Genomic DNA, 20,465 nt, shown 5'->3' with positions numbered 1-20,465 from the left:
CATTTCCGGCGGCCCCACCCGCTCTAGTGAGCGCACCGGTGGGGCCCTTCTTTTAAATTAAAGCGACCGGGCTTTACCCCTGCCCTTTACGTTTTCACAAAAGGGATACCACCTTGCGCAGGCTCAGCAGATTCTTGCATATATGCACACTGAAGTTTAAATGTGCCAAGCGACAGGAGTATCGTTGAGGCTGGTTTCAGAAGCAGCTCCACCTGAAACGCACCGCATTTGCATATTTTTTGGAAACGAGTTGATCTTGTCCTCACGTAAAGTAGAGGCCCCAGCCCCCACTGGTTCCTCCAGTCCCGTCCGCGAGTTTACGCTCCGCGCTGTTATCCTCGGTGGTCTTATCACCCTGGTATTCACCGCTGCGAATGTCTACCTGGGTCTCAAAGTTGGCCTCACCTTCGCCACTTCTATTCCCGCTGCCGTTATCTCCATGGCAATTCTGCGCAATTTTAAGAACCACTCCATCATGGAGAACAACATTGTGCAGACCATCGCTTCGGCAGCCGGTACCCTTTCAGCAATTATCTTCGTTCTGCCCGGCCTGGTCATGATCGGCTGGTGGGCAGGCTTCCCCTACTGGACCACCGCCTTCGTCTGCGCCATCGGCGGTGTCCTGGGCGTCACCTACTCCATCCCCCTGCGCCGGGCCCTCGTCACCGGCTCAGACCTGCCCTTCCCCGAGGGCGTAGCAGCAGCTGAAGTCCTCAAGGTTGGCAACGCCCAGGGCTCTGCCGAAGAAAACCAGAAGGGCCTGCGCATGATTCTCTGGGGCTCCCTTGCCTCAGCAGGCTTCGCGATCCTGACCTCCCTGAAAGCAGTAGCAGGCGGCTTCACCCAATTCTTCCGCCTCGGCGCAGGTGGCACCATGGTCAGCACCTCCTTCTCCCTGGCCCTCATCGGTGTCGGCCACCTGGTTGGCCTGGCCGTCGGTATCGCCATGATCGTTGGCCTGCTCATCTCCTACGGGGTGCTCCTGCCCATGCGCACCTCAGGTCTGCTGCCGGCGTCCGGCGATATCTCTGATGTTGTCTCCTCAACCTTCTCCCAGGACGTCCGCTTCATCGGCGCAGGCACCATGGCAGTTGCAGCGGTATGGACCCTGGTCAAGATCATCGGCCCCATCGTCAAGGGAATCAAGGACTCCCTGGTTGCCTCCCGCGCCCGTCAAGCTGGCCAGACCGTCGACATCACCGAACGTGACATCCCCTTCTCCACCGTTGCCGGTGTCACCGTCGGCGCCATGATCCCGGTTGGCCTGCTGCTCTGGCTCTTCGTCAAAGACACCGCCATCGCCCACCACACCGGCGCCCTCATTGGCCTCTCCATCATCTACGTCCTGCTCGTTGGCCTGATTGTGGCCTCCATCTGCGGCTACATGGCGGGCCTGATCGGTGCCTCAAACTCCCCCATTTCAGGTGTGGGTATCATCGTCGTCCTCTCAGCCGCCCTGCTCATCAAGACCGTGATCGGCAACGAGGCAGACACCACCTCCCTGGTCGCCTACACCCTCTTCACCGCCGCCGTGGTCTTCGGTATCGCCACAATTTCTAACGACAACCTGCAGGACCTCAAGACCGGCCAGCTCGTGGGTGCCACCCCCTGGAAGCAGCAGGTCGCCCTGATGGTCGGTGTACTCTTCGGCTCTGCCATCATCCCGCCCGTCCTGCAGCTGCTCCTGACCGGCTTCGGCTTCGCAGGCTCCCCCGGCGCGGGCGAGGAAGCCCTCTCCGCTCCCCAGGCTGCCCTGCTCTCCAGCGTTGCTGAGGGTATCTTCGGCAACTCCCTCAACTGGGAACTGCTGGGCCTGGGTGCCGTCATCGGCGTGGTCATTATTGCCATCAACGAGGTTCTGACCTCCACCACCAAGGGCAAGTATTCCCTGCCTGCCCTGGCCGTCGGCATGGGCATGTACCTGCCGGTCGCCCTGACCCTCATCATTCCCGTCGGCGCCCTGCTGGGCTTCCTCTACAACCGCTGGGCAGCCAAGCAGCGCAATGCTGAGGGTGCCGAGCGCATGGGCGTGCTGGTAGCAACCGGCATGATCGTGGGCGAATCCCTGTGGGGCGTGCTCAACGCCGGTATTATCGCCGCTGCAGGCAACCCCGAGGTCCTGGGTATCTTCAGCGATAACTGGGTCGAGGGCGGCGGCTACTACCTAGCCCCGGTCGTCTTCATCCTGGTGATCTGGGCCCTCTACCGCAAGGCAAAGAAGGACGCCACCATCTCCTAGCCCCCTGCCCTCCCCCTCTTCTTGAAGGGGGACCGGAGAACCAAAAAAGGACCGCATATTTCGCGGTCCTTTTTTGGTTTTCTGCTCCCCTTGCGGGGTAGGGACGGACGGAGGCGGCTTAGGTTCCCTAGCTCCCCTCCACCTCGTCCACCAGGGCCCGCAGGTCGTCGTGGCGCAGGTCGTCCTTGCGGAAGTGCTTGTTGCGGTAGCCGGAGCGGCCCATCATGTGCCCGGAGATGGGGATGGTGAGCATCTGCAGGAGCATAATCACCAGCAGCAGGGGCAGCAGGGCCCAGGAGCGGAAGTGAAAAGCAACCGCCAGGAGCATGAGCATGAGGCCAAAAACCTGGGGTTTGGTGCCTGAGTGGAGGCGGGTTAAGAGGTCGGGGAAGCGTACCAGGCCGATTGCAGCGCCCAGGGACATGAGGGCCCCCAGGATCATGCACAGGGCGGTCAGAACATCAAAGACGGTATCGAGGTTCATTTATTCCCCCTGGTCATGGCTAGCGCGGACGGGGTGGCCCCCTGGGGCGTCCTGCTTGTCGGTATCCTCAGCCAGCACCACCGGCCCAAAGGCGGACCCCCGGACGCGACGGCGTCGCCCCCTGGTGCGGAGCTCTGCGATACGGGCAACGGGGGCAGACTCGTCGGCCTTGGAGTTATCGGCAAAGCGGGCCACCGTCACCGACCCCACGAAACCAATCATGGCCAGGGCAACCATCAGGATCATGAAGAACTGGCTGTCGGTCACGATCATGAGGACGCAGAGGGCGGCGGTCAGAATAGACAGCAAAACGTCTGATGCCAGCACCCGGTCGAGCAGGGCCGGGCCCTTCCAGATGCGGTAGACGGTACCCCAGGTAGCCAGGGTCAGAATGAGGCCGGTAGCCCAGATAGCCCAGGTCATGCGTTCTCCTTTCGGGGGTCCGAGGCGGTCTTGGAGATTTCCTGTTCGAGGGCTTCGTCAAAGACGAGGGCCTCGTATTCCTCCCGGCTCCCTGCGGCCTTGATAATGAGGGCCTCAAAGTATTCGACCTGGCGGGTGAACTTTTTGATTTCTTCCGGGGTAGACATGTTGAGCACGTGGAAGTAAAGCACCGAGTGCGGGCGGTCTACCTCAACCACCACCGACCCGGGGATCAGGGACATGGTGTGGGAGACAGCTGTCAGCAGCAGGTCGGATCGGGTCCGCAGGGGCACGGCCACAATGGAGTTCCGCAGGGGCGGGCGGAAGGTCGCGGCAAGCCACATCACCTCAAAGCTGGCCTTGGCAATGTTCCAGACCAGCTCAACCACGAACCTGGCGGCGTAAAGCAGGTTGAACCGGTTTGAAAGGTAGAGGGTGGGCAGCTTGAAGACGGCCATGGTGATACCGGCCAAAACGGCCCCGAAGGCGATGAAACGCAGGGAGAAGTCCTGCCAGAGGGCGCACCAGACGAAGACCAGCCAGAGGAAGGGCGGCAGGGAGTGCAGGATTTTTCCGGCGGTGAGGGGGGTTTTCTTCATTACTGGTTCACCTCCTGGGAGTTGTTGCCAACGATCTGCTGTTCGAGGTAGTCGGCCCGGGTGGGGGCGTCGTCCCCGAAGACCGAGCTGATGTAAACGTCGGGGTTGAAGAGGTTGTCTGAGGCGTTGTCAGCCAGCTGGAAGAGGGGGCCGGAGAAGACGGTGATGGCAACACCCACCACAACCAGGGCCACGGTGGAGGCCATCATGGACGCCGGAATCGGCTTGGTCTCGTAGTGGGCAGGGTCGTCGGAGTGCTCAGCCATGACCAGGTCGGGGTGGGCTTCTTCTGCCTCCTTGGCGGGCCGCCAGAAGGCCTTGTTCCAGACGCGGGCCAGGGCCAGCAGGGTCAGCAGGGAGACGAGGACGCCGATACCTGCGTTGATGTAGGCGAGCGCCCCGCCGTTTTCAACGGAGGCTTCGATGAAGCCGACCTTGCCGATAAAGCCGGAGAAGGGCGGGATACCGCCCAGGTTGATGGCGGGAATGAAGTAGAGCAGGGCCAGGACGGGGGCACTCTTGATGAGGCCGCCGAGACGGCGGATATTGGTGGAGCCGCCCCGTCGTTCAACGAGGCCAACCACCATGAAGAGGCCGGTCTGGATCACGATGTGGTGGGCAATATAGAAGACCACGGTGGTCAGTCCCAGCTCGTTGCCCAGCGAGATACCCCAAATCATGTAACCGATGTGGCTAATGAGAATAAAGGAGAGCAGACGCTTAATATCGCCCTGGGCCAGGGCACCTAAGATGCCCACCAGCAGGGTCAAACCTGCCACGACCCCCAGGAGCGTGTCCAGGCGTCCTTCGGGGAAGAGGAGGGTTTCGGTGCGGATAATCGCGTAGACGCCGACCTTGGTGAGCAGGCCCGCGAAGACGGCGGTCACGGGGGCCGGGGCCGTCGGGTAGGAGTCAGGCAGCCAGAGGGAGAGGGGGAAGACCGCCGCCTTGATCCCGAAAGCAATCAGCAGCATGAGGTGCAGCTGCATCTGGGTGCCCTCGGGTAGGGTGCCCAGTTTGAGGGAGAGATCGGCCATGTTGATGGTGCCGACCGAAGCATAGACAAAGCCAATGGCGGTGAGGAAGAGCATGGACGACACGACCGATACCACCACATAGGTCACGCCCGCGCGGATACGCGGGGTGTTGGCGTTCATGGTAATCAGCACGTAGGAGGCCATGAGCAGGATCTCGAAGCCCACGTAGAGGTTGAAGAGATCCCCGGCCAAGAAGGCGTTCGACACGCCCGCCAGGAGCAGCAGATAGGTGGGGTAGAAGACCGAGATGGGCACCTCGTCGTCCTCGTCCTGCAGGTTCTGGCCGGTGGCAAAAACCAGCACCGCCAGCGAGATAGTGGATGAGACTACCAGCATGAGGGCCGAGAGCTGGTCTACCACCATGGTGATACCGAAGGGGGCCTCCCAGCCTGCCAGGTGGACGGTCTGGGGTTCGGCGTCCCACACCGAGGCCAGCAGGAGGGCCTCAAAGGCGAGAGTGAAAGCTACCGCGGCAAAGGCAATGACGCGCTGCACCCGGTCTTTTTTGGAGATAAAGGTGATAGCAGCGGCCAGGAAGAGAATGATGATGCAGAGGGGGGCGAGCTGGGCAAGAACCATGGACTAGTCCCCCTTTCGGGCCACGAGGGGCTGGGCTTGAGTCTGGCTGATTTTCTTCTTCTCTTCGGCTTGGGCGAACTCTTTTTCGCGGGTTTCTTCGTCGGCGTCGAACTCTGAGGAATCGAACTCGGCAGCGGCGTCCTCTTCCTTATCGAAGGCGTCCTGCTCGGCAACGCGGATATCTTCGGCGTCGTCGGTGATTTCATCGGCCTTAGAGAGCAGCCAGGAGCGGTAGATAATACCCAGCACCAGGGCGGTCACGGCACAGGAAATCACGATAGCGGTCAGAATCAGGGCCTGCGGGAGGGGGTCGGAGTAGTCTTCAGCGGCCACGTTCTTGTCGTAGAAGGGGGCCAGGCCAGCCGGGCCGCCCGCGTGCAGGATCAGAATATTGGTTGCGTTGGTCATGAGCATGAGGCCCAAGAGGACGCGGGTCATGGAGCGGTCAAGGATCAGGTAGACCCCGACGGCGTAGAGCACGCCCATCACGAGAATCAGGCTGAGGTCAATAATCATGGTTTATGCCTTTCGTGCCTTGTCTCGGGCCTGCTTTTCTTTCTTACGCCGTTCGGCGATCAGTTTCTGGTCGATTCGTTCGCCCAGGCTACGCAGGATGTCGAGGACCAGGCCGATGACCAGCAGGTAGACGCCGATATCGAAGATGGTGGCGGTAACGAAGTGGACATCACCAAAGACCGGCAGCCAGAAGTCAATAACGTAGCTGGAGAAGATGGGGTCGCCCCACAGGGCCGGGGCCAGGGCGTAGAGGGTGGCAATGCCCAGGCCTGCACCCAGGAAGGTACCTGCTGACACCGGGGAGGCAGCGCGGAGCTCAGCCCCACCACCGGCCAGATAGCGCACGGCAAAGGCTAGACCGACCATGAGGCCACCGGCGAAGCCACCGCCGGGCAGGTTGTGCCCGGCAATCAGCATGTAGAAGCTGACCATAATCAGGGTGTGGAAGAGCAGGCGGGTCATAACCTCCAGCAGGATCGAGCGGGACTCGGGGGGCAGGGTGCGTCCGGCCACGATAAAGGGGTCACGCTCAACCGACGAGAACCGGCCCGCCACGCGCTGGGCCACGGTGATCTGGGTGCGCTTGGCGAAAGACAGTTCTATCTTCTTCATGGCCTGGGTGTCGAGCCTGCGGGCGGAACCTGAGTCCGCGCGTCCTTCAATAAAGAGCAGGGAGGCGACGCCGGTCGCGGCCAGGGCCAGCACCGAGATTTCACCGAAGGTATCCCAGCCGCGCATATCGACCAGGGTCACGTTCACGACGTTGTAGCCGTGGCCAATCTCGTAGGCCAGTCGCGGCATATCCAGGGAGATAGGCGCCAGGGAGCGGGATGAGAAGGTGAACATGGCCAGGGCCATCATGAGGGCGGCAAAGCCCAGGGCGATGATGATTCGCAGGGTCTTGTGAGCCCCGTCCTTACCGTCCTTAGAGCGGATGCGGGGAATCTGGCGGGGCAGAACACGCATAGCAAGGACGAAGGCCACCAGCACGATGGTTTCCACCAGCAGCTGGGTGGTGGCCAGGTCGGGGGCGCTCCGCAGGGCGAAGAGAATGGCCATGCCGTAGCCGGTCACTGACACCATCATGATGGCCAGGAATCGCTTCCGCACAAAGACCACAACCAGGGCAGCCACAATCATCACCACGGCAATAGACCACTGGGCCGGTGACTCTGAAACACGCACATTCGCCAGCGGCGGGGTTTCATTGATGAAGAGGGCCGCGAAGGGCACAACCACGGCGGTAATAAGAATAACGCCCAGGTAGAAGCCCAAGGAGCCTCGCTGGGTCATACCGGTGACCCACACAGCCAGGCGGTCAAGGCCGTCAATGAGGTCGCGGTAAACCACAGAAGCCGAGCGGAAACTGGGCAGGGCCAGCTGAAGCTCTTCAATGTGCTTACGGAAGACAAACAACAACACCCCAACCGCCATGATCGCCAGGGAAGTCAGCAGGGCCGGAGTGACCCCGTGCCAGAGGGCCAGGTGGAGGTGCAGGTCAGGCGCAGTAGCTGGGAAGACCTCCAGGGCAGGCTCCACGAAGAGGTGGACGGGCTCGGGGTAGAGTCCGTAGACCAGGGTGAGAGCGGTGAGCAGGGCCGGGGCGAAAAGGAAGTTCCAGGACACCGGGTGGAAGGCGGTATCCGGGCTGAGCTTAACGCCGCGTCGGCTCCGGGTCAGCACCTGGTTGAGGACGCCGGTGTCAAGTTTCTCGCCGCTGGTCAGCACAGCCGGGGTGCGGGCGTCCTGGCAGTATTTGACGCCTTCCTTGTGCATGTAAGCGTAGGGCTTGACGGCAAAAGCCCCCCAGACGAAGCGGGCGGAGTAGGCGAAGGTCAGCACCGAGCCGAGGACGATAGCGGCTAGGGCGATACCGCCCTGCCAGCCGCCATTGGGGGTGAGGTAGGTTTCGAGGACAGCCTCTTTAGCTACGAAGCCAGCCAGGGGCGGGATACCGGCCATGGAGGCCGCTGAGATGGTTGCGACCGTAGCCAGCTTAGGGGCCCGGCGGTAGATGCCTGAGAGTTTGTGGATGTCACGGGTGCCGGACTGGTGGTCGATGATACCGACCGAGAGGAAGAGGGTTGCCTTGAAGAGGGAGTGGGCTACCATGAGGGCCATAGCCGCGTAGAGGGCGTCCGGTGTTCCCCCAGAAATCACCAGGGCCAAGAAACCCAGCTGGGAGACAGTACCGTAGGCCAGGATCAGTTTGAGGTCAGTCTGCTTGAGGGCGCTCCAGCCGCCGAACACCATGGTAAAGGCACCGAAAATAACCAGGACGTTCTGCCAGATAGCCACCTCACCGTAGCCAGGGGCCAGGCGCAACAGAATATAAATACCGGCCTTGACCATGGCTGCAGCATGCAGGTAGGCAGAGACGGGGGTCGGGGCGGCCATGGCACCGGGCAGCCAGAAGTGCAGGGGGAAAATCGCTGACTTGGACAGGGCCCCGCAGAGAATCAGGACGAGGGCAGCTGAGAGCATGCCGTAGCTCAGCTCCCCGGTTCCTGCCTGGGCGGCGGCCAGGACGTCCGGGCCCCGCTCAACCAGCTCGGTCAGGGAGTAAGTGCCCAGGCTGTAGCCCAGCATGACGATACCAACCAGCATAGCCAGGCCACCTGCCGTCGTGAGGGTCAGGGCCTGAAGGGCTGAACGGCGGGCGGTAAGACGGTGGCGGGAGTAGCCAATGAGCAGGTAGGAGAGAATGGTGGTGATTTCCCAGAAGATGAACATCAGGATGAAATCATCTGCCGTGACCAGGCCAAACATAGCCCCGGCGAAGCCGAACAGGTAGGCGGCAAACTGGCCGTTATCACCGGTGGAATGTTTGAAGTAGCTTGCACAGTAGAAGAGCACCAGGGAGCCTACCCCGAGCACCAGCAAGCTCATGACCCAGGCCAGGGTGTCCATGCGGAAGGTGAGGGCCATGTCGAGCTCGGGGATCCACTGGTAGCTCTCACTCCAGGGGGTTCCGCCAAGAATCTGGCGGGTTTTGCTCAGCACCAGGGCCAGGACGCCTGCGGGAACAGCGGCGAGGAGGTAGAAGGTTGAGGTGCTCAGGCGGCGGTAAAGCCAGGGGGTCGCTATTGACAGCAGTGTGAAAAGCGCAAGAACTATGGTCACGTATCGGCCCTTGGGGTCGGTGGCGGTGGGAGCCGTCGCACACAGGGCGAGGACGGCCAGGGAAACACTCCTCTTAAAAGAGTAGGCATACTTAGTTTACCTGTCGATGATCCACATCTCATCAGGCTCCTGGTGGTAGGTAGGCGCTTTACGAACTGCGGGGTTTCTTTCGAAATGCGGATATTCTTACCGCATTTCGAAAGAAACCCCGCATCTCACAAGCACACTGCCCTCTGTCACCTCCCCAACGGGCGTAGAATAAGGACGATTTACCCACATACTGCGAAAGCATCTCATGTCTAACGGTTCCCAGCCCGGAAAGGGCTCTCAGCTTGGCCTCGCCTGGTCCCTGCATGGCGACGGCAAGAACATCACTCCCGGCGGCGTCGTCCGTCCCCTCGAACGCCTCACCTGGGGCCGCACCATCGGTATCGGCGCCCAGCACGTCGTGGCCATGTTTGGTGCGACCTTCCTGGTGCCCCTGCTCACCGGATTCCCGCCGGCCACTACCCTCTTCTTCTCGGGTATAGGCACCATGCTCTTCCTGCTGATCACCGCAGGACGTGTGCCCTCCTACCTGGGTTCGTCCTTCGCCTTCATCGCGCCCCTAGCCGCGGCTACCAACCAGTACGGCCCCGGCGGTGCCCTGGGCGGTATCGTCATGGCCGGTGTCTCCCTGTTCATTGTTGGCCTGATTGTTCAGGTCGCCGGAACCGGCTGGCTGACCAGGCTCATGCCCCCGGTCGTCACCGGCTCCATCGTGGCCCTGATTGGCTTCAACCTGGCACCGTCCGCCAAGAACAACTTCATGGAAGCCCCCGTGACCGCCCTGGTGACGCTGAGCTCCATCATCCTGATTTCCGTGCTCTTCAAGGGCATGATTGGCCGCCTGTCAATTCTGCTGGGCGTCGTCATTGGCTACATCACCGCTGTGCTGCGTGGCGAGGTTGACTTCACCACCATCGAAAAGACCTGGGCCGAGCAGGGCCTGATTGGCCTGCCCCACTTCCAGCACCCCGAATTCCACTGGAACCTGGCTGGCCTCTTCATCCCCGTCATTCTGGTGCTGGTTGCCGAGAATATCGGCCATGTGAAGTCCGTTGCGCTGATGACCGGGGATAATCTCGATAAGTACTCCGGCCGCGCCCTCATGGCGGACGGCCTGGCTACCACCCTAGCCGGTGCCGGTGGCGGTTCGGGCACCACCACCTACGCCGAAAACATCGGTGTTATGGCGGCAACCAAGGTCTACTCCACTGCTGCCTACTGGGTTGCTGCGATTTTCGCCGTCCTGCTCTCGATCTTCCCGGTCTTTGGTGCGGCTGTGGCGTCTGTGCCTGCCGGTGTGCTGGGCGGCGCTGCTACCGTGCTGTACGGCATGATTGGCATGCTGGGTGTGCGTATCTGGGTTGAGAACCGCGTGGACTTCTCCAACCAGGTCAACCTGACCGCCGCGTCCGTGGCCCTGATTGTGGGTATTGCCGACTACACCTGGGATATTGGCGACCTGCAGTTCGCCGGTATTGCCCTGGGTACCGCCGCGACCCTGGTGGTTTACCACCTGATGGCGGCGCTCAATAAGGCGTCGAAGGCCCACCCGGAGCCGCTGACCCCGACCGAGGCTAAGGGCGACGTCCACTAGCCCCTCACCTGGCAGTAGGTACCATCTAAATCGGAAAAACCCACCAGTCAGGTGGGTTTTTCTGTTTTAAATGGTACCTACCGGGAGGAGGCGAGGACGGCCGTGAGCAGGTCGGTGCGGTTGGTGACGATTCCGTCCACCCCCAGGGCTAGCAGCCTCCGCATGGTGGGCTCATCGTCGATCGTCCACACATGCACCTGCACCCCGGAGCGGCGGGCCGCCTCCAGCAGCCGCCGGTCAATCAGGTTGATTCGACGCCCAGCTATCACATGGTGGTCAGGGATCTGCAAGGAATCAAAGGGGGTCAGGACGCGCCCGCCCACCTTCTGCAGGGCAGGCCAGATACGCGGGGACAGGCGGGACAGCAGGAAAAAGAGGGTAAAGATCTTCTTTGACGCACTCATCTGCACCGGCAGGCCAGCCTCTCGCAGGCGGCGGTGGGCACCCCGCAGGCGGGCTTCGCTAAAGGAGGCCAGACGCACCCTGTGTTCAGCCCCGGCCTCACGCAGCACCTGGGCGATGTTTTCAGCAGAGGCGGCGTCTTTGAGGTCAATGTTGAAGGGAATCTCGGGGAAGGCTGCAAGCGCCTCGCTCAGGAGGGGAATCCGGCCACCACCGATCAGTTCACAGTCCTTGAGCTCACTCCAGGTCATCTGCCCAATAACCCCGGAGCGGCCTGCCATGCGGTTGAGGGTGGGGTCATGGAAAACCACAATCTGCCCGTCGGCAGTGGTGTTAACGTCAGTTTCTATCCACTGGGCACCAGCGGCGACAGCGGCGCGGAAGGCTTCGAGGGTGTTCTCAGCGCTGGTGGTGGCCAAGCCCCGGTGGGCGAAGGTGAGACAGGTGCGGGCTTTCTCAGACATAGCAACCAGTATAGGGTTTATCCCCGGCCCAGCCGCTAGCCCTGCGGGCTCATCATGCTTTCGATAATTTGGGCAACGCCGTCCTCGTCAAAGGCCGGGCAAATACGCCCCACCTTCTGCTGGACCTCAGGCAGGCCCGACGCCATAGCGTAGCCGTGCCCAGCCCAGGTCAGCATTTCCAGGTCGTTGGGCATGTCGCCAAAAGCCGCAATGTCGGCAGCTTCAATGCCGTGCTCAGCTGCGAAGTCAGCCAGCACCCGGCCCTTGTGCAGGCCGCGCTGGGCAATCTCAACCAGGGGCTGGTAGGGCACTGAGCGGGTTGCCGTGGCCCGCTCCCCCACCACAGACCGGATCTGCTCCAGCAGGTCAGCCGGGGTGGCCCCGTCCTGAAAAATCAGGTATTTCACGATTTCAGCGTCCTCAGCCACCAGGTCAAGGATCTGCCCCTGGACCGCCTTGCTATCGCGCTCATCAACGTGGGGCTCGTAGGCACCCCCCTGGATAAAGACTTCATTCAGGGTCTCTGCGATGAAGAGGGCCCCGGGGAAGGTGGCCTCTAGCTCCGCGTGGAGTTCCCGCACCTGGGCGCCAGTCATGACGCGGGTTGCCACCACTTCACCGCGGGCCAAATCGTAGGTGACCGCCCCGTTGGAGCAAAAAGCGTAGGAGTTCTCGCCGTTCCATTCGGCCCCCAGCTGCTCAAAGACGGGGCCCATCCAGCGCAGGGGACGGCCGGTGATAAAGATGATTCTGATACCAGCGTCCGCAGCCGCGTGGAGGGCCTGTAGGGTACGCGGCCGGAACCTCATGTCTTCGCCGATGAGGGTTCCGTCCAGGTCGCTGGCAATCAGTTTAATCATGCTCTAGATTCTAGTTCTCTTCGTGGGTGACGGTCAGAAAAGCGCGGGCAATCCCGTGGAAGAAAAGGTTGAAGTTCACGACGGCCGGGGAGGCGTCCTCGTCAACCTCCAGCTTCTCAACATCCACAGCGGTGACGCAGAAAATGTAGCGGTGGGGGCCGTGGCCAGCCGGTGGAGCAGCCCCCAGGAAGTCGCGGGTTCCCCCGTCATTGCGGTGCTTGGTGGCCGCCAGGGTGGTAGCGCCGCCGCGTTCCAGGGAGGTCACACTGACAGGGACGTTGGAAGCTACCCAGTGCCAGAAGCCGCTGGGGGTGGGGGCGTCCGGGTCAAAGCAGGTAATGACGAAGGACTTGGTTTCTTCGGGGAATCCGCTCCAGGTCAGCTGCGGGCTGGTGTCTTCGCCACCCTCAATACCGAAGATGGCTGAGCGCATCCAGGCGGGAGCCGGGGCGCCGTCCTGCACATCGTCGGACGTCAGGGTGAAGGTGGGCAGGTCGGGCAGGTCTGCGTAGGGTTCGCGGTTGAGCACGGGGGCCTCCTCGTCGTTGATTGGCGTGCGGTGGTGCTTTAGAACTACCTTACGACAGAAAAGGACCAGGAAAGTCTGAAATGACCACCTGGCTGGTGGTCATTTCAGACTTTCCTGGTCCCTACCCGCTGGGTGGGGTTAGTTCTCGGGGAAGAGGACGGCGTTGAGTTCCTCGCGGGTGGGCGGGTTGGCGCCCTCTCGGGAAACAGTGATACCGGCGGCAATCACGGCAAAGGCCAGGATTTCCTTCAGCTCCTCCTTGTTCAGCAGCTCGATGGCAGCCCGGGAGCCCTTTCCTTCGATGCCGCGATCCAGCAGGGCGGCAATGAGGGCGGCCATCAGGGAGTCACCGGCACCGACGGTATCGGCCACCTCAACCCTGTAGGCCGGTAGGGCCAGGCCCTCCGGGGAGGTCTTGCGGGTCACGGCCCAGGGGCCCATTTCGCCGCGGGTGACAACAACCAGAGAGGCCCCTAGGTCGAGCCAGGCCTGCGCTGATTCTTCAAGAGTGCGGTGGGGGTAGAGCCACAGGAGGTCCTCGTCGGAGGCCTTAACGACGTCCGAGTGCTTGACGATGCTCTCAGCCCAGGCGCGGGCCTCGGCGGCGTCCGGGACGATGGAGGGGCGGCAGTTGGGGTCGTAAGAGATGAGGGCGCGGCTTGAGGCTTCTTTAATGGTGGCAAGGACGGCCGACGCCCCCGGCTCCAGCATGGCCCCGATAGAACCGACGTGGACGGCAGTTGCAGTCTGGGCAACCTCCCGCAGGGCCTCTTCGGCAGCGTCCAGGGACCAGTCGATATCGAATTCGTACTCAGCTGCCCCGGTTTCACCGATATTTGCCTGAGCCACCGAGGTCTTCTTGGCGTCAGCACCCACCGGCAGGATCACACCGGAGGCCTTCAAATGCGCCTCAATCAGTTCGCCATAGGCGTCGCTCCCGTAGCGGCCAATAAACTGCGCTTCATGGCCCAGACGGGACACGCCAACAGCGACGTTCATGGGGGAACCGCCGGGGTGGGCGTGGGACTCTGCGCCGGGGCGCTGGACAACATCTACGAGGGCTTCGCCAATGACTGTTAGCATGAACAAAATTTTACCGGGTGTATCCCGGACCTCACTGAACTTTCGCGTCACAAACTCCACATGTGAGTGAACAAACTACTAGACTAAACCCTAGAGCGCCCACCTCAACCGAACCACCTGCGTCCGGCTTGGGAAGGCGTGCCCGTCACTAGCTAGCTACCAGCGCACCGACGCGCTGCTAACCGATGAGTTCAACGACGCTACTCATCGAGGAAGAGGTCACCCTATGACTATTTCTGCCGAAAACGCTCACGACCAGTGGCTCGCCTCTGAGGCTGAAGCTGAGGCCGCGATCCCCCTGATTGGCAAGCTGAACCGCGAGAACAACGTCGTTGTGTCCATCCACGGCCACAGCCTCATCAACAAGTCCGTTATCCAGATTCTGAAGGCCCACCGTTTCGCCCGCCAGATTGACAATGTCGAGCTTGACCCGGCTGATTCCCTGGCCATTCTTGAGCTGGTTTCTACCCTTGATTTGGGCGCTTGCTCCCTGGATTTGGCCAGCCTGCAGCACAAGTTCGAGGCTTCTGGCGCCGATGACCTTGAAACCTTCCTGCGTGATGAGCTCGCCCCCGTCGTGGGCAAGAAGGGCCAGATTGAGGCTAAGGCCCAGGACGTCGTCCTCTACGGTTTCGGCCGCATTGGCCGTCTGCTGGCCCGTATTCTGCTGGAGCGCTCCACCGGCCCCGGCCCCAAGCTCCGCGCCGTGGTGGTTCGTAAGAACACCGACAACGACCTGCACAAGCGGGCCTCCCTGCTGCGTCGCGACTCGGTCCACGGCGCCTTCAAGGGCACTATCCGCGTGGACGAAGAGAACTCCACCATCATTGCCAACGGCACCCCTATCAAGTTCATTTACGCTTCTGATCCGGCTGAGGTTGATTACACCGCCCACGGCATCGAGGACGCAATCGTGGTTGATAACACCGGCCGCTGGCGCGACAAGGAGGGCCTCTCTCGCCACCTTGAATCTAAGGGAGTGGCGCGGGTTCTGCTGACTGCCCCCGGCAAGGGCGTGAAGAATATCGTCTGCGGCGTCAACGACGACATCATCGAAGATAGCGACACCGTCCTGTCTGCTGCCTCCTGCACCACCAACGCCATTACCCCCGTACTGGCCGTCATGGACGAGGTCTTCGGGGTCAAGCGCGGCCACGTTGAGACCGTCCACTCCTTCACCAATGACCAGAACCTGATTGATAACTTCCACAAGGGCGATCGCCGGGGCCGCTCCGCTGCCCTGAACATGGTCATTACCGAAACCGGTGCCGCTAAGGCAGTGTCTAAGGCCCTGCCCCAGCTGGAGGGCAAGCTGACCGGTAACGCTATCCGCGTTCCCACCCCCGATGTGTCTATGGCTATCTTGAGCCTGCAGCTTGAGAAGCCCGTCGGCTCTAAGGAAGAACTGAATAACCTGCTGCGTGAACGCTCCCTGCGCTCTAACCTGCGCCGTCAGATTGACTACACCGACTCCCACGAGGTCGTCTCAACCGACTTCGTTGGCTCCCGCGCCGCCGGTGTCGTGGACGGCCTGGCCACCATCACCTCCGGTGACGATAACGCTATTCTGTACGTCTGGTACGACAACGAGTTTGGCTACTCCTGCCAGGTGATTCGTGTGCTTGAGACCATGATCGGCGGCAAGCTACAGAGCTTCCCCGCAGCGGCCTAGCAGGCCCAAGGGCGCGGACGCCCGCGCAAAAGCAGGTGCCCCCGGCTAGTGAGGCCGGGGGCACCTGCTTTATAGGGGTTGGGGCGGAAGTTGCCGCCAGCGACCCTCTCACTCCTCGCCTGGGGGCTCGTCGCGATTCACGCCCCGCCTTGCGGCGGATTCCGTTCGCTCTTGCGTGCTGACGCACTCGCTCACTTCATCGAGCCAGCTGGCTTGCAACTTCCGCCCCGCCCCTGAAGAGGCAGCAAACGTAAGCCCGTCCGCCAAGGATTCCAGGTTACGCGAAGTTCTCGCTCACCCAGTCCCCTGCCGCGGTGGCGGGGGCTGCTTTTTCGGCGCCGGAGACACGCGTGTTTAGTTCAATCAGGGCCTCGGTGGTGAGTAGGGCTGAGATCTCATCGAGCACACGGGCCGCTGCTACCGACACCTGGCGGGTGTTGATGACGGGCAGTACCTGCTGGGCCAGGATCATGTTTTTGGGGTCCTCAAGCACCACGAAGTTGTTGGCGGTGATGGCGGGGTCGGTGGAGAAAAGATCCACGATATCAACGGTGCCGTCGGCCAGGGCTGAGACGGTGAGCGGCCCGCCGCCATCGTTGATAGGTTCGAAGGAGGCCGGTGTGAAGCTATAGAGGCGCTCCAGGCCGGGTAGCCCGTAGGCTCGCTCAGCGAATTCCGGGGGTGCGCCCAAGCTGAGCTGGCCGCTGAGGGCGGTGAGGTCGTCCAGGCTGGTCAGACCGTGTTCTTCGGCGGTAGCGGCGGTGACGACCAGGGAGTCCTTGTTCTCTGCCTGCGAGGCTGCCAGAACGCCCAGCTCCTCGGGCAGGGCGGCGGGGAGAGCCCGCACAATTTCTTCGGCGGTGACGGCTGCGGTCTGGGCGTCGAAGTAGAGCAAGAGGTTGCCGGAGTAGTCGGGTACTACCGACACAGTGCCTTCGCGCAGGGCCCCGAGGTAGGCTTCGCGGGCGCCAATGGCGGGGCTGGTCGTGGCGTCCAGGCCGCTGGCACGCAGAGCTGCGGCATAGATTTCGGCGATAATTTGCGATTCGGTGAAGTCGGCTGAACCCACGGTAATGGTGCCGGTGGTGCTTCCACTGCCGAAGGCGGTGGAGCCGTCAAGACCGCAGGCGGAAAGGCCGAGAGCCCCGGCGGCGAGTCCTGCCCCGGCGAAAAGGGAGCGTCGGGTGAGGCGGGGTGAAGTCATAGGTGTTTACCTTAGTCCGGGGTAGGTGAGAGCCCGCTGAATGAGGGCAAGGAGGGCATCGACGAGAAGGGCCAGGGCAGCAACCAGCACGACGGCTGCGACCATGCGGGGGTAGTCGCGCACAGCCAGACCGTCGATAAGGTAGCGGCCTAGACCCCCGAGGTTGATGTAGGCAACCACGGTGACCGTGGCAATGACCTGGAGGGCAGCATTACGGATACCACCAAAAATCAGGGGCAGGGCTACGGGGATTTCCACCCGGGTGAGCACCTGCCAGCCGGTCATGCCCTGGGCGCGGGCGGCGTCCTTAGTCACCGGGTCAACAGCTGCGATACCGGCGTAGGTTCCCGCCAGAAGCGGGGCAAGGGCAAGAATCACCAGAGCTAGAGCGGGTGCGGTCAGCCCCAGTCCCAGCCAGAGGGCAAAGAGGGTGAGCAGGCCCAGGGTGGGGAGGGCTCGCAGGGCACCGGTCAGGGCAACCACCAGGTTTTCCCCCTTACCGGTATGACCGACCCAGGCACCCAGCGGCAGGGCAATAGCCGCTGCTATCAGCAGCACCAGGCCGGAGTAGGCCAGGTGCTCACCGAGACGCTGCCAGATACCGCCAGCGCCCGCCCAGGCGCCGGGGGCGGTGAACCAGGCCCAGACGTCCTGAAAAATCATGAGGGGTTCCTCCAGCGGGTGAGCCCGGCGCCGGTCAGGGCCAGGAGGCGGTCAAGAGCGAGAGCCAGGACGAGGGTAAGCACGATTCCGGTGATAATTTCAGCCGGCAGGTCGCGGCGCAGCCCATCGGTGAAGAGGGTACCGAGGGACTGAATGCCGATCACTGCACCCACCGAGACCATGGAGATATTGGAGACCAGGGCAACGCGCAGGCCCGCAATCATCACCGGTAGCGAGAGCGGTAGTTCCACCTGCCAGAAGCGGCGCAGCGGGGTGTAGCCTACGGCGGTGGCCGCCTCCAGGGTGATGGGTGAGACCGATTCGAAGGCGTCTACAGCGCTGCGCACCATCATGGCCAGCACATAGACGGTCAGGGCCACGTAGACGTTGATCGGGGAAGTAATAGAAGTTCCCAGCACCAGGGGCATGAGCACGAAAAGCGCTAGTGAGGGCACGGTGTAGAGCAGGGACGCCCCGTTCACCACCGCTCCTTTACGCAGACGTCCTGTGCGGGTATAGGCCTCGGTGGAGCGCCCGTCTGCCCGCCGTCCCAGCGCCAGGCGGGCCAGTGGCAGGGCAAGGACGAAGCCCACCAGCACAGGTATGACCGATTGCGCCAGGTGCAGGGCGGTGAGCTGCCCGATATAGGGCAGGTTGGCTAGAAACCAGTTCATGCGGACGCCCCGCCGTCGGACGGCGCGTCCGCAGGGTTCTCGCCGGAGTCGGCACTCTCGGCACGGGCCCACGGAGCTTCTAGGCCGTAGCGCAGGTAGCGCTCCTGCCGGGTTGCTTCAAGCACACTGTCGGCCTCCAGCAGGCCTATAGCCTTGCCCTGCTCATCTACAGCCACGCCCCAGCCCGAGGGAGAAGAAAGAACAGAATCCAGGGCATCACGCAGGGTTCCTCCCCGCACGAAAAGGGAGCCACCGGGCAGGTGCCTACCGCCGGTAAGCCAACCGTCGGGGCGTCCGTCCGCTAGCCTCAGCTGCCAGCCCTCGCCCTCAGCGGCCTGCAGGGGGCTAACTGCCACATTCTCAGCTCCGGCAAAGGTCAGGCGGCGCATACCGCGGTCGCGCCCCACAAATGAAGCAACGTAGTCACAGGCAGGGGCGCGCAAAATCTCTTCGGGGGTACCGAACTGGGCGATGGTGCCGCCGGGTGCAAAAACAGCGATGTAGTCACCCAGAAGCACAGCCTCGTCGATATCGTGGGTGACGAAGACGATGGTGCGGTGGAGCTTCTGCTGCAGGTCGAGAAGGCTCTGCTGTAAATCCGCACGCACAACAGGGTCAATAGCGCTAAAGGGTTCGTCCATCAGGAGTATGTCTGATTGGCCTGCCAGGGCGCGGGCCACACCCACACGCTGGGCCTGACCACCCGAGAGCTGGGCCGGGTACTTGCTAGCAGAGGCACGATTTAGGCCCACGGTATCGAGAAGTTCCAGGGCTTCAGCACGAGCCTGTTTCTTGGCTACCCCCTTGAGGCGGGGAACGGTGGTGATGTTATCGAGCACGCTCTGATGAGGCATGAGCCCAGCCTGCTGCAGCACGTAGCCAATGGAGCGGCGCAGTTCGTGAACAGGGCGGGCGGTATTGGCTTCGCCGCGCACCAGAATCTCACCGTCGGTGTGCTCGACCATGCGGTTGATCATGCGCAGGGATGTGGTTTTACCGCAGCCCGAGGGCCCCACAAAGACCGTGATTTTTCCCTGAGGAATGCTGAGGGTGAGGTTATCTACCACCGCCGTGTCACCGTATTTCTTGGTGACCGACCGGAATTCAATAGCGGGGGCCGCTGCCATACTTGCTCTTTCGTTTGAGGCGGGGAAGGTTTTGCTCCAGCAACCTAACACCCGTGGGTTCCACCCTATTCCAGCAGGTTCTAAAACAGCAAGTACCCTGTCATAAATGCGCATGCCCTGCTAAAAGTGATAGGGCAGTTGCACTTTTAAGGCGGCAGGTCGGTTGCTAGGCTGGTGACATGAAAATTGCTACCTGGAACGTGAATTCTATCCGTGCCCGCGCCGACCGCGTGGAAGATTGGCTAGAGCGCAGCGACGTGGACGTGCTCGCCATCCAAGAAACCAAGGCCACCGACGAGACCTTCCCCTACGAAATTTTTGAGTACTCCGGCTACGAGGTGGCCCATTTCGGTCTGTCACAGTGGAACGGGGTGGCTCTCGCCTCCCGCGTGGGGCTTGAGGATATTCAGCGCACCTTCACCAACCAGCCCGCTTTTGGCAAGCCCGGTGAGGACGCCGTCGTTGAGGCCCGCGCTATCGGGGCAACCTGCGGCGGGGTTCGGGTGTGGAGCCTCTACGTGCCTAACGGTCGCGGTATCGACGACCCGCATATGCCCTACAAGCTGGCCTGGCTGGAAGAGCTTCGCAAGGACGCCGCCAGCTGGCTAGAGCAGGACCCCGCGGCGCAGTTTGCCCTGGTAGGAGACTTCAATATCGCTCCCCGCGACGAGGATGTGTGGGATATCGACTTCTTTAGGGAAAACCAGATGACCCACGTGACCGAGCCTGAGCGGGCAGCCTTTAGGGCTTTTCTTGAAGAGCCTCTGGGGCTGGTTGATGTGGCCCGTGAACACACCACGGTGCCCTACACCTACTGGGATTACACCAAGCTACGCTTCCCCAAGAATGAGGGCATGCGCATTGATTTTCAGCTCTACTCCCCCGCGCTGGCCCAGCGAGTTGTGGGCGCTGAGATTGATAGAGAAGAGCGAAAGGGCAAGGGCGCTTCGGACCATGCCCCGGTGATTGTTGAGATTAGCTAGCTGAGCGGACGCCCCCGCCCGACAGTCCGGGGATTGCGGGTTAAGGGTCAAAAAGTGTGTCCGGAATCGCGGATTTTCACGGATTGACCTGTAGGTTTCCGGAAAGTATATGCTCCGGAAGCATATATCTAGCCCCCGACGGGAAATCCTCGGTGTGGCAGC

The 20,465-nt window shown here is 62.0% G+C and carries 18 protein-coding genes; 4 read left to right on the top strand and 14 right to left on the bottom strand.

Annotation, left to right across the window (positions count from 1 at the left end):
* Nucleotides 1-256: 256 nt before the first annotated feature.
* Nucleotides 257-2,239 (top strand): OPT family oligopeptide transporter, encoded by a 1,983-nt coding sequence (locus L7A15_RS05740; protein ID WP_237208629.1) that lies wholly within the window; start codon nt 257-259, stop codon nt 2,237-2,239.
* Between the two features lie 127 nt (nt 2,240-2,366).
* Here L7A15_RS05740 and mnhG read toward each other — a convergent pair whose 3' ends face one another.
* From mnhG to L7A15_RS05710, 6 genes are read right to left on the bottom strand one after another with little or no spacing between them, the layout of a single operon-like run.
* Nucleotides 2,367-2,723, bottom strand: coding sequence for a monovalent cation/H(+) antiporter subunit G (mnhG, locus tag L7A15_RS05735; RefSeq protein WP_237200640.1), 357 nt, complete (start codon nt 2,721-2,723; stop codon nt 2,367-2,369).
* Nucleotides 2,724-3,146 (bottom strand): monovalent cation/H+ antiporter complex subunit F, encoded by a 423-nt coding sequence (locus tag L7A15_RS10725; RefSeq protein WP_336603486.1) that lies wholly within the window; start codon nt 3,144-3,146, stop codon nt 2,724-2,726. It lies immediately after the preceding gene.
* The gene (locus tag L7A15_RS05725) at nt 3,143-3,745 is read right to left on the bottom strand and encodes a Na+/H+ antiporter subunit E (RefSeq protein ID WP_237208630.1); all 603 of its coding nucleotides are present in this window, start codon (nt 3,743-3,745) and stop codon (nt 3,143-3,145) included. The genes L7A15_RS10725 and L7A15_RS05725 overlap by 4 nt, the downstream gene beginning before the upstream one ends.
* Nucleotides 3,745-5,361, bottom strand: coding sequence for a Na+/H+ antiporter subunit D (locus L7A15_RS05720; protein ID WP_237208631.1), 1,617 nt, complete (start codon nt 5,359-5,361; stop codon nt 3,745-3,747). Before L7A15_RS05720 ends, L7A15_RS05725 begins: the two co-directional genes overlap by 1 nt.
* A 3-nt stretch (nt 5,362-5,364) precedes the next feature.
* Complete coding sequence (locus L7A15_RS05715; RefSeq protein ID WP_237189529.1) at nt 5,365-5,877, bottom strand: Na(+)/H(+) antiporter subunit C; 513 nt, start codon at nt 5,875-5,877, stop codon at nt 5,365-5,367.
* 3 nt (nt 5,878-5,880) lie between these two features.
* Nucleotides 5,881-9,000 carry a Na+/H+ antiporter subunit A gene (locus L7A15_RS05710; protein WP_237208632.1) on the bottom strand — a complete coding sequence of 1,040 codons (3,120 nt, stop codon included), beginning with the start codon at nt 8,998-9,000 and terminating at the stop codon, nt 5,881-5,883.
* Nucleotides 9,001-9,295: 295 nt separating this feature from the next.
* Between L7A15_RS05710 and L7A15_RS05705 the strand changes: the two genes are divergently transcribed.
* On the top strand, nt 9,296-10,642 hold the full coding sequence (locus tag L7A15_RS05705) for a uracil-xanthine permease family protein (RefSeq protein ID WP_237208633.1): 1,347 nt from the start codon (nt 9,296-9,298) through the stop codon (nt 10,640-10,642).
* Between the two features lie 77 nt (nt 10,643-10,719).
* Here L7A15_RS05705 and L7A15_RS05700 read toward each other — a convergent pair whose 3' ends face one another.
* The 4 genes from L7A15_RS05700 to L7A15_RS05685 all read right to left on the bottom strand — a co-directional run bounded on the left by L7A15_RS05700 (nt 10,720) and on the right by L7A15_RS05685 (nt 13,980).
* Complete coding sequence (locus L7A15_RS05700; RefSeq protein ID WP_237208634.1) at nt 10,720-11,508, bottom strand: glycerophosphodiester phosphodiesterase family protein; 789 nt, start codon at nt 11,506-11,508, stop codon at nt 10,720-10,722.
* Nucleotides 11,509-11,543: 35 nt separating this feature from the next.
* Nucleotides 11,544-12,368 (bottom strand): HAD-IIB family hydrolase, encoded by an 825-nt coding sequence (locus tag L7A15_RS05695; RefSeq protein ID WP_237189533.1) that lies wholly within the window; start codon nt 12,366-12,368, stop codon nt 11,544-11,546.
* A 10-nt stretch (nt 12,369-12,378) separates the two neighbouring features.
* A complete protein-coding gene (locus L7A15_RS05690) occupies nt 12,379-12,897 on the bottom strand; it encodes a YbhB/YbcL family Raf kinase inhibitor-like protein (protein WP_237200647.1) in 519 nt (172 codons plus the stop codon).
* Nucleotides 12,898-13,035: 138 nt separating this feature from the next.
* Nucleotides 13,036-13,980: a carbohydrate kinase family protein gene (locus tag L7A15_RS05685; protein WP_237200648.1), complete on the bottom strand. Its 945-nt coding sequence runs from the start codon at nt 13,978-13,980 to the stop codon at nt 13,036-13,038.
* Nucleotides 13,981-14,206: 226 nt separating this feature from the next.
* Here L7A15_RS05685 and L7A15_RS05680 point away from each other — a divergent pair, with 226 nt between their 5' ends.
* Nucleotides 14,207-15,652, top strand: coding sequence for a glyceraldehyde-3-phosphate dehydrogenase (locus L7A15_RS05680; protein ID WP_237189536.1), 1,446 nt, complete (start codon nt 14,207-14,209; stop codon nt 15,650-15,652).
* A gap of 277 nt (nt 15,653-15,929) precedes the next feature.
* Here the strand turns inward: L7A15_RS05680 and L7A15_RS05675 are convergent, their stop codons facing one another.
* Genes L7A15_RS05675 through L7A15_RS05660 form a run of 4 tightly spaced genes read right to left on the bottom strand, consistent with a single transcriptional unit; the run spans nt 15,930 to nt 19,320 of the window.
* A complete protein-coding gene (locus tag L7A15_RS05675; protein WP_237208635.1) occupies nt 15,930-16,856 on the bottom strand; it encodes an ABC transporter substrate-binding protein in 927 nt (308 codons plus the stop codon).
* A gap of 6 nt (nt 16,857-16,862) precedes the next feature.
* Nucleotides 16,863-17,519 carry an ABC transporter permease gene (locus L7A15_RS05670; RefSeq protein ID WP_237208636.1) on the bottom strand — a complete coding sequence of 219 codons (657 nt, stop codon included), beginning with the start codon at nt 17,517-17,519 and terminating at the stop codon, nt 16,863-16,865.
* Nucleotides 17,516-18,193: an ABC transporter permease gene (locus L7A15_RS05665; RefSeq protein WP_237208637.1), complete on the bottom strand. Its 678-nt coding sequence runs from the start codon at nt 18,191-18,193 to the stop codon at nt 17,516-17,518. The genes L7A15_RS05670 and L7A15_RS05665 overlap by 4 nt, the downstream gene beginning before the upstream one ends.
* Nucleotides 18,190-19,320, bottom strand: coding sequence for an ABC transporter ATP-binding protein (locus tag L7A15_RS05660; protein ID WP_237208638.1), 1,131 nt, complete (start codon nt 19,318-19,320; stop codon nt 18,190-18,192). The genes L7A15_RS05665 and L7A15_RS05660 overlap by 4 nt, the downstream gene beginning before the upstream one ends.
* A 179-nt stretch (nt 19,321-19,499) precedes the next feature.
* Between L7A15_RS05660 and L7A15_RS05655 the strand changes: the two genes are divergently transcribed.
* The gene (locus L7A15_RS05655; protein WP_237189539.1) at nt 19,500-20,303 is read left to right on the top strand and encodes an exodeoxyribonuclease III; all 804 of its coding nucleotides are present in this window, start codon (nt 19,500-19,502) and stop codon (nt 20,301-20,303) included.
* The last annotated feature ends 162 nt before the right edge of the window (nt 20,304-20,465 follow it).

Source organism: Rothia nasimurium, from assembly GCF_928391935.1.
Lineage (GTDB): Bacteria > Actinomycetota > Actinomycetes > Actinomycetales > Micrococcaceae > Rothia > Rothia nasimurium_D.
This window is presented reverse-complemented; position numbering and strand designations above follow the sequence as displayed.

What these genes read in the sequence shown, in the direction of transcription:
- mnhG (WP_237200640.1), bottom strand. Translation starts at nt 2,723, where the DNA reads ATGAACCTCGATACCGTCTTTGATGTTCTGACCGCCCTGTGCATGATC.
- L7A15_RS10725 (WP_336603486.1), bottom strand. Translation starts at nt 3,146, where the DNA reads ATGACCTGGGCTATCTGGGCTACCGGCCTCATTCTGACCCTGGCTACC.
- L7A15_RS05725 (WP_237208630.1), bottom strand. Translation starts at nt 3,745, where the DNA reads ATGAAGAAAACCCCCCTCACCGCCGGAAAAATCCTGCACTCCCTGCCG.
- L7A15_RS05720 (WP_237208631.1), bottom strand. Translation starts at nt 5,361, where the DNA reads ATGGTTCTTGCCCAGCTCGCCCCCCTCTGCATCATCATTCTCTTCCTG.
- L7A15_RS05715 (WP_237189529.1), bottom strand. Translation starts at nt 5,877, where the DNA reads ATGATTATTGACCTCAGCCTGATTCTCGTGATGGGCGTGCTCTACGCC.
- L7A15_RS05705 (WP_237208633.1), top strand. Translation starts at nt 9,296, where the DNA reads ATGTCTAACGGTTCCCAGCCCGGAAAGGGCTCTCAGCTTGGCCTCGCC.
- L7A15_RS05700 (WP_237208634.1), bottom strand. Translation starts at nt 11,508, where the DNA reads ATGTCTGAGAAAGCCCGCACCTGTCTCACCTTCGCCCACCGGGGCTTG.
- L7A15_RS05695 (WP_237189533.1), bottom strand. Translation starts at nt 12,368, where the DNA reads ATGATTAAACTGATTGCCAGCGACCTGGACGGAACCCTCATCGGCGAA.
- L7A15_RS05685 (WP_237200648.1), bottom strand. Translation starts at nt 13,980, where the DNA reads ATGCTAACAGTCATTGGCGAAGCCCTCGTAGATGTTGTCCAGCGCCCC.
- L7A15_RS05680 (WP_237189536.1), top strand. Translation starts at nt 14,207, where the DNA reads ATGACTATTTCTGCCGAAAACGCTCACGACCAGTGGCTCGCCTCTGAG.
- L7A15_RS05675 (WP_237208635.1), bottom strand. Translation starts at nt 16,856, where the DNA reads ATGACTTCACCCCGCCTCACCCGACGCTCCCTTTTCGCCGGGGCAGGA.
- L7A15_RS05670 (WP_237208636.1), bottom strand. Translation starts at nt 17,519, where the DNA reads ATGATTTTTCAGGACGTCTGGGCCTGGTTCACCGCCCCCGGCGCCTGG.
- L7A15_RS05665 (WP_237208637.1), bottom strand. Translation starts at nt 18,193, where the DNA reads ATGAACTGGTTTCTAGCCAACCTGCCCTATATCGGGCAGCTCACCGCC.
- L7A15_RS05660 (WP_237208638.1), bottom strand. Translation starts at nt 19,320, where the DNA reads ATGGCAGCGGCCCCCGCTATTGAATTCCGGTCGGTCACCAAGAAATAC.
- L7A15_RS05655 (WP_237189539.1), top strand. Translation starts at nt 19,500, where the DNA reads ATGAAAATTGCTACCTGGAACGTGAATTCTATCCGTGCCCGCGCCGAC.